Source organism: Bacillus sp. FSL P2-0069 (assembly GCF_038593315.1).
GTDB lineage: Bacteria > Bacillota > Bacilli > Bacillales > Bacillaceae > Bacillus > Bacillus safensis.
In genome coordinates this window covers 1925886-1939981 of record NZ_CP151984.1, presented here as the reverse complement: position 1 = coordinate 1939981, position 14096 = coordinate 1925886, and the positions used below count along the sequence as shown (strand labels likewise).

Genomic DNA, 14096 nt, shown 5'->3' with positions numbered 1-14096 from the left:
CCGTCAGGCCGGCATGTTAAGAAGGAGAAGAATATTGATGATATTCAGCTAGTTTAATGAACGTTTTTTCATCCTCAATTAAACCACAAACACCGCACTGGACTTTCATTTGAGGACCTTGATAGCTCAAGTGAAAAGGAGACAGCTGTTCTCCTTCGTATCTTTCAACAACTGCTCCTGTTGCTGGATCAAGCTTTACAGGTTCTGAAAGCTGCTCAATGAGATTAAAGCGCGTTCTGTTTGTTTTACAGTTTGGACAAAGATAAGGGCTTGTCATGGTTTGTTCCACCTCTTTTTATCCGTAGCATGTCCTGAGCGCTAAAATCTATGCTTAATCCTTTTGACTTTTATCCAGCTTTTTAAATAATTTGATCATGGTTTTTAGTTCTTCGTCATCAAATGATTCAAATCGCTCCATAAAGTATTCGGTTTTCTTTTTCTCAAAATGCTCAGTAATTTCCTTACCCTTATCGGTTAAGTGGATTTTGATGATGCGGCGGTCCTCTTTTGAGCGGATACGGGTGATCCAGCCTTTTTCTACGAGTGTGTCAGTCACAGCGGTAATATGACTTGCTGACACTCCAAGAATGGAAGCGAATTCCGTTACTTTTTTTGCACCTTGCTCACGGAGCAGATTTAAAATAAGAAATTCATTCCGAGATAATTCGTTTTCGAGCAGGCTGTTAATTTCATAACGGATCTGCTTAAATACGGTTCTCAGTAAAGTGTCCATTTCGTACATCATTTGTTTTCTTTGTTCCAATCATTAAACCCCCATTATATTTTAAAGATACGACAGAATGCTTTCTTTTATTTTAGGTAGACAAGTCGTATCATTTTCATTATTTTTTATCATGTTATAATATGATGATACCATTTTTTAAATGAAGGGGGCACTAATATGTCTGAAAAACAAGAATTAGCCACATTTGCAGGAGGCTGCTTCTGGTGTATGGTTAAACCTTTTGATGAACAGCCGGGCATTATCAAAGTTGAATCAGGGTATACTGGCGGACATACAGTGAATCCGACCTATGAGGAAGTATGTACAAATACAACGGGACATAGAGAAGCGGTTCAAATCACGTTTGATCCTGACGTGTTCCCGTATGAGAAGCTGCTAGAGCTGTATTGGCAGCAAATAGACCCAACAGACGATGGCGGGCAATTTGGCGATAGAGGGGAATCTTACCGTACAGGTATTTATGTTCATCATGACGAGCAGCGAAAGCTAGCAGAAGCATCGAAAGAGCAGCTGAGCCAAAGCGGGATTTTCAAAAAGCCAATCGTTACAGAAATTTTAGACGCAGGTCCTTTTTATCCAGCAGAGGAATATCATCAGCATTATTATAAGAAAAACAAAATGCACTACGAACGATATCATGTCGGTTCGGGCAGAGCCGGTTTTATTGAGTCCCATTGGAGTGATAAATAATGGCAAATGAAAAAGAAAAGCGTATAAAAGAATTAAACCGCATGCAGTACGAAGTCACGCAAAATAATGGCACGGAACCGCCATTTCAAAATGAATTTTGGGATCATAAAGAAGAAGGTATCTATGTGGATATCATTTCAGGAAAGCCGCTTTTTTCTTCTTTAGATAAGTTTGATGCCCACTGCGGATGGCCAAGTTTTACAAAACCGCTTGAAGAGGAAGAAGTAGCAGAGAAGGTTGATACGAGTCATGGAATGGTGCGGACAGAGGTTCGCAGTAAAACAGCTGATTCTCATCTAGGTCATGTTTTCCCTGATGGCCCAGGGCCAAACGGTCTTCGGTATTGTATTAACTCAGCCGCTTTAAAGTTTATCCCAAAGGATGATCTTGAAAAAGAAGGCTACGGGAATTTGAAACATCTATTTGATTGATCCATCTAAAAATCGTCACATGGAAAGCAGCTGCTTCCGTGTGACGATTTTTTATTTTTTATGATGTGTATGATGTAATTGTTCGATGATGTGGAACAGCTTTTCTTTTGTAATGAGCGGTGCTTCTTTTGAGGTGTAATTCGTTAAGTCGACTTTTTGAAAGGCAGGGTGCAAATGTGGTCTTGGTAAAATGGCATAAAATTGTTCATGTTCAAACAGTGCATCTGCTTCGTGCGGGAATGTGAGCTCCTCGTGAAGCTTTTCGCCAGGTCTTTTTCCGACTACAAGAACATCTGGAGATTTAGCATTGATTTGAGCGGCATATTCGTGAAACGCTTTTAGGAGATCGGCAAGCTGTAAGGACTCCATCTTGAGAATGAAGGTTTCGCCGCCTTTCATCATAATTGCTGCTTGAAGTGTGAGGGAAACAGCCTCTTCAATAGACATAAAAAAACGTGTCATATGAGGATCAGTCACGGTCAAAGGTTTTTCATTTAATAGCTGCTGGAGCATGATCGGAATAACGGAACCTCTAGATCCAAGCACATTGCCAAAGCGTACAGAGCAAAACCTGGTTTTTTGATTCGGAATACTTTCGTTTGCTTGGAAAAATAGTTTTTCTGAAATCAATTTTGTTGCACCCATAGCATTCGTCGGAGAAACCGCTTTGTCAGTTGAAATGTTGACGACATGACTCACTTCATGTTCGAGGGCGGCTTCAATGACGTGCTGTCCGCCGATGATATTCGTTTGAACGGCTTCGAACGGATTATCTTCACAAGTGGGTACTTGTTTTAAGGCCGCTGCATGGAAAATGATATCCACACCCTTGACGAGCTGTCTCACGCGGCTTGCATCCCGGACATCTCCTAAAGCGAATACGACTTCTGGATGTTCTGCGTACTCATTTTTCATCATGTATTGTTTGCTGTCATCTTTACTGAAGACGATTATCTTCTTTGGAGAGCAACTTGTTAATTTATTCACGATTTGTCGGCCGATTGACCCCGTACCGCCTGTAACCAATATCGTTTTGTCACGAAAAAAGGTCTTCAAAGTCGTTTCTATCTGTTTGGACATATCTAATCCCCCAACTCTCATTTCTCTACTTTGCATCATATGTGAAAGAGCGGCATTCGTTTGAGGAAAAGAACCACTTCATGCATAAATTAGGTGAACAAATTATAACCATCTGCTAGTCGTCTTAATAGAATATGGAGAGATAAGAGATCAACTAGAAAAACGAGAGACCTGAATACTTCAGTACTGCGGTCAGCTCGGGAAGAAAATGGTAAGGGAGCTGTGCGCGAGGGGAGAAGAGAAGACATGTATAGGGGAAATCGTATTTTAGCTATGATACCTGCATTTAGAAGTCACGACGGCCAGCATGATGAACACATACGCATATTGGCAGAGAGGCCGCTTATCTATTGGACCATTCAGCCGTTACTGCAAATGATTGAATTAGATGAAGTCATCGTCTCCTCAGAGGATGTCAATACGCAAATCATTTCATCTCACTACGGAGCAAATGTGATTGAACTGCCAAGCACACATGTGACAGAACAAACGCCGTCACTGTTAGCTGTGAAGCATGCGCTTGCTTATTTAGAGCGGGAGGGAAAAACCTTTGATATTGTGCTGTATCTGCATCCATCGTCTCCTCTAAGACAGCCGGCAGATATCGAGAAGTGCTTGCAGCTTTTAGTGGAAGGGGGATATGACTGCACCGCATCTTTTACAGAGGCGTTAGAAAACCCAAATGAAACTTGGACACTGCATGAAAACAATGAAGCTACTTTATATAAGGACAATCATTACTTTTTCATGCCAAAGCATGAGCAGCCATATACGTATGGCCGGCTAAATGGTGCGGTATATGCTTTTCATGCTCATTATGCAAAAGAATGCATTCATTCCTTTTTAGAAGGATCTGTCGGAGCTTATATGATGGATCGCACGCGGTCGCTTGTGGTGAAACAGGAGGCAGACCGGAAAGAGGCAGAGAAAATCTTATTAGCTCACCGAGATGCGGAAGATCATGCATAAGCTGGCATTCAACGAGAAAAAGCGCCCAGTTATAGGGCGCTTTCAGCGTGTAGACAAACCCTCGCATTCGGTGTCAGGTCTGCGCTCCGGTGCTCACGAATGTCAAATTCGCTCCGCTCCGGTACTCGCCCTTCCTACACTGCAAAGGCTTTCTATCACGCTGAAAAGAAGACAAAGGGCTAAAATCAAGAACATTTTAGCCCTTTGTCAACAATTTGAAAGCGCCCAGTTATAGGGCGCTTTTTACAATGTCATAAAGCCTTTGTGGCATCGTATCAAATGTATTCCAGCGAACGGCTTGCTCATAGTTGTTCAGTGCGGCCGCCTTTCTTTCACCGGCATTTGATCCATAGTATTCCACCTGTTTTATCAAATCATCCTCATCTTTGTAAAAAGCAAAGCTTGAAAAAGCAGGCGGCGGAGGTAGATCCGTCAATTGAAAACTCCCAGTTGCAGCAATGTCAAATGCTCTGTTATTGAGGCTCATATTTTGAATCATGGCTTTGTTTTTGTTATACGCAAATTGAGCCGGCCTATGCGGATTCAGGACAATTGCTGTCTGCTGATAGATGTCCGCCATTTGCTGAGGACTCAGCCAATTCGTTATGAGTGTGAAATCACGATAATGTCTCCGTGATTTATTTAAGTGACGGTGCCATTCCTTACCTGCAACGAGAATACGCCATTTGTTTTGCTGCAAGAGTGTATCGATGGCTTTGATGCGGTTGGGATAAGGGTAGCCAATGAGTGCAATGTCATACGTGCACATCTTTTCTGGCGATTCATTTTTCTGAAAGACACGTGTATTTGCCGGAATGGGAAAGTAGTGCGTATGATCAGCGCCTAATTGTTTATAAAATGGCAAAACCCCTTCATCAATCGTTAATATAAGCTGAGCTTCATGTGCGCAAGCAGCTGACACATCTGTATAAAAGGGATCTTCTGTCATCCAAAGAACAATCGGGATTTTTTCTTGTTTGAATTGATGAAGCACATCTTTCGGAACATGATCACCGATCATCATCAAAACAAAATCCGGAGAAAATGTCCGGATTTTGTGCATGTTCGTGGGTAGAGATTCTCTATCAATCTTTACACATGAAAAGGGGGAATCAATGAAGCTTTCTTCTACCCATTGATCAAACATGTGATAGATTCCGCCGTAGCCAGAACTGATATAAAGAAGCTTCATGATGATCCTCTCACATTAAGATGTGAATGTAACACTTTCAACTTTATCTACATCTAATAGAGTCGTTGCTGAGCCTGTAGGTGTGACAGAGCTTTCTTGTGTAACAAATACAACACCTGTTGAAGCATCGAATGATACAAATTGAACTGGCCCAATTAAATCTCCTGAGTCAGTGACAATGCTAATGACTGTTCCTGGTGCAAGTCTTGCAAAGATCCATCTTGCTGGCTGAGATACATCGAGTGTTGTAGCAGAATCTGAAGGTGATGCCTCAGCTGCCACTTCACTTAATAAATCGTTCAATTTTTCTTCCATTTGAACTCCTCCTTCTTCGAGATTAGCTGTTAATGCATGAGTAATTGGTTTGAAAAACACTTTCAATAGTTCCTTTTTTAATTCAGCACGCTTTTCGCTCATTTTTTCCCCATCCTTTCTTCATCAATTCAAACTCACCCCTATGTATATGCCGTTCTTTTTTTTTGGCATAAGCAGAACGCTGATTCCTGATCTTTTTTTCATTTAATCACTTCACACATTTTTAAAAATGTTTTCAAATGCTGAGGCTAAATGAAGTGACGCTCATACTCTAGTAAAGATTAAATGTGAAGAGAGAGGGATTATGAATGGAATTTGAACAATTATTAGATGGTTGGAACGAAGAATTACTAGAGTCGGAAGGAGTGCTTGAAATCATCTTGATTTTACTTCTTCTTCGTCTTTTAGAAGAAAGTGGGGAAGAGAATGTGTCAGACATCAAAGAATTACTTCGTCCATGGCTTGAGCTTGGCATTCCAGTGCCGCGTGTTCATTTGGTCAATGGAGATGTACTTCAAAACGTGGTTGTCGTGCAATTGTTTGATACAGTTGCAGTCTTTAAAAACGCGACAAATCAGCTAAGAGTGAGTGTTCCTTATGTGAACATTGTCAGCTGGGGGGCTTTTTAATCTAATCAAAAAGGATAATGATCATGAAAGTATCGGTGATTTTAACAAGCTACAATAAACCAGATTTCATTGATCGTGTGCTAAAGAGTATGGTAGATCAAACGTATCCGCATTGGGAGCTTTTGATTATGGATGATGGCTCAGAAGAGGGCACCATTCAAAAGATCCAGCCCTATTTAAGTGATGAACGCATTCAGCTGTATTCGCACACAGTTCATCCAGCAAAACGGCTGTTAACCGCACGATATGCGACGCTTATTAATGAAGCATTAACCCGTATAACAGGTGAGCTCATTTGTTATTTAACCGATGATACCATGTACCATAAAGATCGTTTGCTTAAAATGGTGGATGTTTTTCGGTCGAAGCCTCACATAGATATTGTGTATTCCTCGCAGCGGGTCGTGCATGTTGATCAGCATTTAGTGGAAACGATGAGTTTTATTCGAGAAGCAGATCAAATCTTAGAGCATGCGTCCTTTCAAGTGGACCATTGTTCGGTCATGCACAGAAGCTGCTTGCTTCCACTGATCTATGAAAAATACGGACAATATTGGGATGATGAGCCAAAGCACTGGCATCATGCAGATTCTGTATTTTGGATGAGGCTGAATCATTTCGCTGCGTTTTTTCCATTAAAAGATGTACTGGATACAACGTATAAAACGCCCCATTCCTTTCATCATCTGTTTTCGAGTATGCCGTATGATTTAATTGACGGAACGGTCATTGAAAAAGAAGGAGATTATTATCAAATCGCAGACGGGAAACTTCATGGAATTGAAAAACGCTGGATCAATGAAAAGAACAGGCGTGCGATCCGTGTTCCGCTGTTATGTGAGATGAAATATGAAATGAAAGAGAAGCTGGCAGTACCCAATTATACAGTCGTTACCGCAGATAATGGGAAAACGTTCTTTTATATTGAAGATCAGAAAAAAAGACGGTTTGCTTCAAAACGTGACGTGCAATATTTTCAGTTTCACCCTAAGGAGATCTATACGATTTCAAATGATCAGCTTCAGGCATTTGAGGATGGCAGCATCATTCAAGCTTCTCCAGTTTTCAGTCCGCCAAACAGGCGCCTGTTTAAATGGAAACAAGATGTTTATTTACTTGTGCATTATGCCTTTTGCCGTATTGATCCTGAGGTCGTGAAGCGATTTGCTTTTTATCATCAGCCGATTAAGCTGTACCCATCCCAATTTGCGTTTTTTCAGGAAGGAAAGCCGATTGTGCCGCTGTATAGGGAATCGCTGCAAGAATTCGATATGTCTCTTTATCAAACATCCGGACGAAAGCACTCCTCATAAGAGGGGTGCTTTTTTCGCAATGATTGCAGGAAGTAGAAAGGAAAAAGCGAAACATGAAAAGGACAGGAACCTTTAAGAAATGATCAAGCCGCTGAAAACTTGGCAATTGATGCCGGTTTTTTGGCACTGAAAGTGAGGGGGAAAGAATGGGGAAGGTTGTCGAAAGAGCAGATTGGTTTGAATTGATTTTAGAAGCTATTGATGAAGCCATTCACGTTGTAGATGATCGAGGGATGACGATTTTTTACAATCATAATGCCGCTAAGTTTGACTCTTTACAAAAAGAAGAGGTGATTGGCAAGTACATCCTTGATGTGTATCCCTCTTTAACTGAAAAGACAAGTACGCTCATGCATGTGTTGCGAACAGGAAAGCCCATTTATCATTCGCTGCAAACCTATTTGAATAAAAATGGAGAAAGGATTGAAACAGTGAACACGACATTGCCTATTATCGAAGATAACGAGTTAATAGGCGCGGTCGAAGTCGCAAAAGATGTATCAAAGCTGTCGGCTCTTTCCAATCGGTTAGGGCAAAAAAAGCGGACACAAGACGCGGCTGAGGCCGTACAAATGCATGATTTTGCTTCATTTTTAACAAATGATCCGCTTTTAAAAGAAATGCTTGAAAGGGCAAAAAAAGCAGCTGCTTATCCATCATCAGTTGTTGTCTACGGGGAAACAGGGACAGGAAAAGAAGTGCTCGTTCAAGCCATTGTCCATGAATCTGACCGGAAAAATCAAGTGTTCATTCCGCAAAACTGCGCAGCACTCCCAGAATCATTACTTGAAAGTTTATTGTTCGGATCTGTCAAAGGGAGCTATACGGGCGCACTTGATCGCAAGGGACTTTTCGAATTAGCTGATGGGGGCACACTTTTTCTTGATGAGCTGCAAGCGATGCCGCTCACGCTGCAGACGAAATTATTACGTGTGTTAGAGGATGGCGTTGTCCGCCGCATCGGTGACGCAAAATCCATTCAAGTGGATGTTCGGCTCATTACTGCGCTCAATATGGACCCATTCGAAGCAGTGAAAAAGCAAATTTTAAGAGAAGATTTATTTTATAGACTGCATGTATCATCTTTTCATATCTCGCCGCTTCGTGAAAGAAAGCAAGATATCACGCTGCTATCCCGCCACTTCATTCAAACCTATCATCAGCAGTTTTCAAAAAACGTTACACGCCTTTCTGAAGAAACGGAACGATTGTTTATGGCGCACCACTGGCCTGGGAATGTCAGAGAATTAAAACATACGATAGAGCATGCCGTGTTGATGATGCCAAAGGAAGCGGAAGAGATCATCCCTCTATACCTTCCGGCTCATTTATGTGAGCAAAAGCTGGAAAAAGAAACATCTGAATCCTCCTTAAAAAATCAAGTGTCTTCATTTGAACAAACATTGATTCAAGAAGCTTTACATCAGCATAATGGAAATATTAAAAAAACCGCCGCTGCTTTAAAAATCCCTCGACAAACGCTGCAATATAAATTAAAGAAATATGCAGATGCCGAAATATAGGCACAACATCCAATTGAATATGACGGGTAAAAGCTCCTTTTGTAAAGAATAGGGGCATTTTCCCATGTTGGCACATAACTTGCATAGTATAAAGTGAATGCTGATAGGGGGAATGGATATGAATCAGAAATTGTATGAACCGGCACGTCACTGGAAGGACATTGAGCTTTGGAAGGATGTACCTGAGGAAAAGTGGAACGACTGGATTTGGCAGCTGACGCATACCGTGAAAACGCTTGAGGATTTAGAAAAAATCGTAAACTTAACAGAAGAGGAACGAGAAGGGGTGAAGATTTCCACTAAAACCATTCCACTCAACATTACACCCTACTATGCCTCACTGATGAATCCAGACGATCCAAGATGTCCAATACGTATGCAATCTGTGCCAATTGCAGAAGAGCTTCATAAAACAAAATATGATCTGGAAGACCCGCTGCATGAAGATGAGGACTCACCTGTCCCGGGGCTCACGCACCGATATCCAGATCGTGTACTGTTTCTTGTGACAAATCAGTGCTCCATGTACTGCCGTTATTGTACGAGAAGACGTTTTTCCGGCCAGATTGGTATGGGTGTGCCGAAAAAGCAGTTAGATGCTGCAATTGGATATATTAGAGAAACACCTGAGGTGCGGGACGTGTTAATTTCTGGCGGAGATGGGCTTTTAATCAATGATCAAGTGCTTGAATACATTTTGAAAAACTTACGAGATATTCCGCACGTTGAGATCATTCGGATTGGAACCCGCGCGCCGGTTGTCTTTCCGCAGCGTATTACAGATGAGCTGTGCGAGATTTTGAAAAAATATCACCCAGTTTGGCTGAACACCCATTTCAATACAAGTATTGAAATCACAAAAGAAGCAAAAGAAGCGTGCGAACGTCTTGTGAATGCCGGCGTTCCTGTAGGGAATCAGGCCGTCATCCTTGCAGGTATTAACGACAGTGTGCCGATTATGAAGAAGCTGATGCACGATCTTGTGAAGATTCGGGTCAGACCATATTATATTTATCAATGTGATTTATCTGAGGGCATTGGCCACTTTAGAACGCCGGTTTCAAAAGGGCTTGAAATCATTGAGGGCTTAAGAGGACATACGAGTGGTTACGCAGTACCAAGCTTTGTTGTAGATGCGCCAGGAGGCGGAGGGAAAATTGCCTTACAGCCAAATTATTTATTATCGCAAAGCCCTGAGAAAGTCGTCCTTCGTAACTTTGAAGGTGTCATCACCTCTTATCCAGAACCAGAGCATTACGTCGCAGGCCAGGCAGATGCGTATTTTAATGAAATTTATGAAGAGAAACAAGAGCCGGCAATTGGTATTACCGCACTATTTGAGGATGAAGCGAGATCGTTTACGCCTGAGAATTTAAGCCGAATGAAACGTAGAGAAGCATATGAGACAAATCCTGAGCACGACACACTTAAAAACAAACGTGAAAAACGAGATGAATTAAAAGAGAAGAAATATCAAGCGCAGCTCAAAAAAGAACAAACCGTAAAGGAGGAGAAATAGCCTTGCTGACATGTGATTGGTGTGAGGAAAACAAAGCAAATGCGGAGCAGACAACAGTCTATTGGGAACTGATCACGGGCACACAATCAATTGAAATCATCGAAACGCCGTCCATTTCCTGCACGCACTGCGGGATGATCTATCAAAAAGATGAGACGGTCAAAGAGATTGAGGATCAATTAATTTTAGTGGATCAGACAAAACTTCCAGAAAAAATCTCCTACGAGGAATTAATGAGCATGGAGCGGTTATTAAAGCGAAATTACTTTGACTTTTCATCATAAGTTGTACCTCCGCCTATACAAGTCATCAAATTGCTGTATAATATAACAACAAAATAGTGTGTCGCGGAGGGAAAAACAGGTGAAGTCGTTTTACCATTATTTAATGAAGTTCAGACATCCAAAACCGAAAGATGAAATCAGCCATTTCGCAAATGCTGCGTATGAGGATCACAGCTTTCCTAAAGCTTCCACAGATTATCATGAGCTGTGCGCTTATTTAGAATTAAATGGTGATTATTTAAGCTCAATGACAACATTTGACGAAGCGTTTGAGCAATACGAAGTAGAAGTCAAAAAAAAATAACAAACAACCGCTTATCCGAATGGAGAAGCGGTTTTTTCATGAGAAATAAAACGGCGTTTTGCATGGTGTGGTTGCCCATGCAGAATTCCTTGCGCCGGCATACGATACGTTAAGACCAAAAGTCGGGCAAGGGGGAGACAGAATGAAGGCGAAAGCACCAAAATATCAAGTAGGGGATATTGTCGTCGTTGTCATGTACGGCACAGTCGGAACGATTACAAAAGTCCATCAAATTGACCAGCACTATTTATATGAGGTCAATCATAATGAGGTGCTTTATTTTGAAACATCACTCCAGCTTTACGATGAGTATAGCGGAGTGATTGTCGATACAGAAAAGCTGGACATTGAATATGAGTTCCTCATTGGCGATGTTGTATATGTAAAAGATTACGGAAAAGAGCTATTTAAAATCATCGGTCATCGGACTGAAATTTGGCGCTACCTTGAAGATGGCTGGGAAGATGTCATTTACGAACTCACGAGGCTGAAAGACGGAGAGTGGCTGGAAACAGAAGAGGAAGATTTAACGCTTGTCCTAAGAAAATATGAGATGGACCAGTTTGTTCATCAGCTTCTTTTTGTGCATTACGTCGGAGAAACCTCAAAAGAGTTAGAAGAAGATATGGTCCAAACGGCTCTATTGCAGCTAGAAGAGAAACAAGAAAGCGAATCTTCACTTGAATTTCTGGCTGTATCTATAGTGGATGAGCTTCTTGATATTTATAACGATTATAAAATTCTCTATGAATTTTTCAAAGATCCAGAATATAAGGATATGATGGATTTTATTTTGGAAAGTTTACACGAACATTTTGGTTAAAGAAAGACTTGTCCTAACACGAATAAAAAATAAGGCACACAGAAAAATGCAATCACATAAAACCATCCCCTCAAGATACGGCCCATCACCTGATCAAAAGTTTCTCCATCTAATATGCTTAACCATTTCATTCTTTCAAGCCCCTTTTCTTTTTGTTTACTGCATTTATATGTATGGAATGAGCCATTATGACAAACTGTAATAAAAAACAGCCGGCGTTCATACATCATAAAAAAGGAGGCGGAATGCAATGAAAGAAGCAGATTTGGTGATTGATACAGAGGAAATTGCGGAGTTCTTCTACGTGGAGCTGATCAAAAGAGGGTACATACCTGCTGAGCTTGAAACATTTGAGCTGGCTGACATTACATTTGAATATATGCTGAAAAAAGCAATGATAGTTGAAGAAGAGGCGTGGTAGGCACTATACTTTGAAGAGATTCTGAAGAGAGAGGGAGGGGAATCCTTCGCGTGTACATCCTATTTCTTTTCATTTTATTTGGCGCCATTGCTGCGCTCGTGGCATCTGGGGCTTTTCAAGATTTGGACAACCAGATCCTCTTATGGTTTGAAAGCATCAGACTCCCTTTTTTAAATGATGTCATGCTCGCTTTGACGGACTTAGGCATCAGCGCGCTGCTCGTTCCAATCATGCTCATTTTTAGTGTGGTCTTGTTTATGTATAAGCGCTACTACTCTATCATGATGCTTTTTCTACTATATCTCACAGAAAAAACAATCAATCATGAATTAAAGGGGCTGTTTGCTAGAGAGCGTCCGGCCTTTGATCACCTTGTAGTTGAAACGTATTACAGCTTTCCGAGCGGACATTCGATGAATGCAGCCACCATCTACCCTTTTATTGCTTATCTATTAGTTGAAATGAGCCCATCGCTGAAAGAAAGACAAAAAATCGTCTATTTGATCACAGGGCTTTGCGTTCTGGCCATTGGCATCAGCCGGATGTATATCGGGGTGCATTATTTGACAGATGTTGCAGGAGGCTTTGCGATAGGACTCGCTCTATTTCTCATTTGTAAAAAGATTGACGAAAGATTGCCTGTCATTCGACAAAAATAGAAGAAGGAAATTGACAGATCCCAGCCAATTTTATATAAAAGGGGAGGGATTTGAATGCAATTGACGTTGAGATTTTTTCAAAAGAAACCTTCAGCATTTCACTTAACCATTTATCAGACACCTGAATATGGCGCTGCAAGCGGGCATCAGCCTGTGTACCGGACAAAGATTGGCGGCAGAACACACCTTGATGTATTGGAAAAAGCATTCTCGACATTTAATGTACATGATACAGTCCCTAATGATTACAATGCGCGGTTTATCACAACAGGTGATATTGTTGTGATTGATGATAAGAAAAAGGGGAAGTGCTATTATCAGCTCTCTCCGGCAGGGTGGAAACGTAGTGAACGACTAATGACGATAAGTTGAATAGATCATGAATGATGCCAGCTTGAGATCCAGCTGGTATTTTCCTTTTTAAGCTCGATCGTTTATAATAAATAGGATAAAATACATAGTAAACGTAAGTGGAGGCTAAAAAATGAGTGTACATATTGGAGCAGAAAAAGGACAAATTGCAGAAACGGTATTGCTGCCAGGCGATCCGCTTCGTGCGAAATATATTGCAGATACATATTTAGAAGATGTTGAGTGCTATAACGAAGTGCGCGGAATGTATGGTTTTACTGGAACCTATAAAGGGAAACGTGTTTCTGTACAGGGCACTGGAATGGGCGTACCGTCTATTTCAATTTATGTGAATGAACTCATTCAAAGCTATGATGTTCAAAACTTAATTCGCGTTGGATCTTGCGGAGCCATCAAAAGAGATGTTCATGTACGTGACGTCATTTTAGCCCAGACATCATCAACAGATTCACAAATGAATCGTGTGGCATTTGGACCGATTGATTATGCGCCATGTGCTGATTTTGGCCTGCTCAAGAAAGCCTACGACACAGCAGAAGCAAAAAATGTCGCTGTACGTGTCGGAAATGTATTTACAGCAGACCAATTTTACAATGAAAAACCACTTGAGCTCATGGCTCAATATGGTATCCTAGCGATCGAAATGGAGACAACCGCTCTTTATTCTCTTGCAGCAAAATTTGATCGAAAAGCGTTATCAATTTTGACTGTGAGTGACCACGTTCTAACAGGAGAAGAAACAACGGCTGAAGAGCGTCAAACAACGTTTGATGAAATGATCTTAATTGCGCTAGACTCCGTTTTATAATAGTATAAAGGGTGTGCTA

General features: G+C 41.2%; 19 protein-coding genes. 14 read left to right on the top strand and 5 right to left on the bottom strand.

The annotated features are described in order from the left end of the window. Positions 1-16 precede the first annotated feature (16 nt). Positions 17-277: a hypothetical protein gene (locus tag NSQ34_RS09710; RefSeq protein ID WP_024422721.1), complete on the bottom strand. Its 261-nt coding sequence runs from the start codon at positions 275-277 to the stop codon at positions 17-19. A 54-nt stretch (positions 278-331) separates the two neighbouring features. Next, complete coding sequence (locus NSQ34_RS09705) at positions 332-763, bottom strand: MarR family transcriptional regulator (RefSeq protein ID WP_007500780.1); 432 nt, start codon at positions 761-763, stop codon at positions 332-334. Positions 764-901: 138 nt separating this feature from the next. Here NSQ34_RS09705 and msrA point away from each other — a divergent pair, with 138 nt between their 5' ends. Both msrA and msrB read left to right on the top strand, forming a co-directional pair. Then, the gene (msrA, locus tag NSQ34_RS09700; RefSeq protein WP_024422720.1) at positions 902-1435 is read left to right on the top strand and encodes a peptide-methionine (S)-S-oxide reductase MsrA; all 534 of its coding nucleotides are present in this window, start codon (positions 902-904) and stop codon (positions 1433-1435) included. Further along, the gene (gene msrB / locus NSQ34_RS09695; RefSeq protein WP_061109260.1) at positions 1435-1866 is read left to right on the top strand and encodes a peptide-methionine (R)-S-oxide reductase MsrB; all 432 of its coding nucleotides are present in this window, start codon (positions 1435-1437) and stop codon (positions 1864-1866) included. Before msrA ends, msrB begins: the two co-directional genes overlap by 1 nt. Positions 1867-1917: 51 nt before the next feature. On the opposite strand, the gene NSQ34_RS09690 is transcribed toward msrB, so the two are convergent. Further along, positions 1918-2946 carry an SDR family NAD(P)-dependent oxidoreductase gene (locus tag NSQ34_RS09690; RefSeq protein ID WP_061109259.1) on the bottom strand — a complete coding sequence of 343 codons (1029 nt, stop codon included), beginning with the start codon at positions 2944-2946 and terminating at the stop codon, positions 1918-1920. Between the two features lie 246 nt (positions 2947-3192). On the opposite strand from NSQ34_RS09690, the gene NSQ34_RS09685 reads away from it, so the two are divergent. Continuing rightward, positions 3193-3915, top strand: coding sequence for an acylneuraminate cytidylyltransferase (locus NSQ34_RS09685; RefSeq protein WP_046311519.1), 723 nt, complete (start codon positions 3193-3195; stop codon positions 3913-3915). Positions 3916-4144: 229 nt separating this feature from the next. Here NSQ34_RS09685 and NSQ34_RS09680 read toward each other — a convergent pair whose 3' ends face one another. Both NSQ34_RS09680 and NSQ34_RS09675 read right to left on the bottom strand, forming a co-directional pair. After that, positions 4145-5107 (bottom strand): DUF3880 domain-containing protein, encoded by a 963-nt coding sequence (locus tag NSQ34_RS09680; protein WP_176967045.1) that lies wholly within the window; start codon positions 5105-5107, stop codon positions 4145-4147. A 15-nt stretch (positions 5108-5122) separates the two neighbouring features. After that, entirely contained in the window at positions 5123-5524 is a 402-nt protein-coding gene (locus tag NSQ34_RS09675) for a hypothetical protein (RefSeq protein ID WP_024422714.1), read from the bottom strand. A 206-nt stretch (positions 5525-5730) separates the two neighbouring features. Here NSQ34_RS09675 and cgeC point away from each other — a divergent pair, with 206 nt between their 5' ends. The 11 genes from cgeC (at position 5731) to deoD (ending at position 14077) form a co-directional block, all read left to right on the top strand. Further along, complete coding sequence (gene cgeC, locus NSQ34_RS09670) at positions 5731-6051, top strand: spore maturation protein CgeC (protein ID WP_034280536.1); 321 nt, start codon at positions 5731-5733, stop codon at positions 6049-6051. Between the two features lie 17 nt (positions 6052-6068). Then, positions 6069-7364 (top strand): glycosyltransferase family A protein, encoded by a 1296-nt coding sequence (locus tag NSQ34_RS09665; RefSeq protein WP_326847822.1) that lies wholly within the window; start codon positions 6069-6071, stop codon positions 7362-7364. Between the two features lie 146 nt (positions 7365-7510). Then, positions 7511-8887, top strand: a complete 1377-nt coding sequence (locus tag NSQ34_RS09660) for a sigma 54-interacting transcriptional regulator (protein WP_342500933.1) — start codon at positions 7511-7513, stop codon at positions 8885-8887. Between the two features lie 118 nt (positions 8888-9005). Continuing rightward, positions 9006-10406, top strand: coding sequence for a lysine 2,3-aminomutase (ablA, locus tag NSQ34_RS09655; RefSeq protein ID WP_034621297.1), 1401 nt, complete (start codon positions 9006-9008; stop codon positions 10404-10406). 2 nt (positions 10407-10408) lie between these two features. After that, positions 10409-10690: a YokU family protein gene (locus NSQ34_RS09650; RefSeq protein WP_024422710.1), complete on the top strand. Its 282-nt coding sequence runs from the start codon at positions 10409-10411 to the stop codon at positions 10688-10690. A 79-nt stretch (positions 10691-10769) separates the two neighbouring features. Continuing rightward, positions 10770-10994 carry a YozE family protein gene (locus tag NSQ34_RS09645; protein ID WP_024422709.1) on the top strand — a complete coding sequence of 75 codons (225 nt, stop codon included), beginning with the start codon at positions 10770-10772 and terminating at the stop codon, positions 10992-10994. A gap of 142 nt (positions 10995-11136) precedes the next feature. After that, a complete protein-coding gene (locus tag NSQ34_RS09640; RefSeq protein ID WP_024422708.1) occupies positions 11137-11817 on the top strand; it encodes a hypothetical protein in 681 nt (226 codons plus the stop codon). 250 nt (positions 11818-12067) lie between these two features. Beyond that, on the top strand, positions 12068-12238 hold the full coding sequence (locus NSQ34_RS09635) for a YozD family protein (RefSeq protein WP_065214722.1): 171 nt from the start codon (positions 12068-12070) through the stop codon (positions 12236-12238). A 50-nt stretch (positions 12239-12288) separates the two neighbouring features. Continuing rightward, on the top strand, positions 12289-12897 hold the full coding sequence (locus NSQ34_RS09630) for a phosphatase PAP2 family protein (RefSeq protein WP_176967047.1): 609 nt from the start codon (positions 12289-12291) through the stop codon (positions 12895-12897). 54 nt (positions 12898-12951) lie between these two features. After that, positions 12952-13269: a hypothetical protein gene (locus NSQ34_RS09625; RefSeq protein WP_056767072.1), complete on the top strand. Its 318-nt coding sequence runs from the start codon at positions 12952-12954 to the stop codon at positions 13267-13269. A 112-nt stretch (positions 13270-13381) separates the two neighbouring features. Next, the gene (gene deoD / locus NSQ34_RS09620) at positions 13382-14077 is read left to right on the top strand and encodes a purine-nucleoside phosphorylase (RefSeq protein WP_041117720.1); all 696 of its coding nucleotides are present in this window, start codon (positions 13382-13384) and stop codon (positions 14075-14077) included. Positions 14078-14096: the final 19 nt, after the last annotated feature.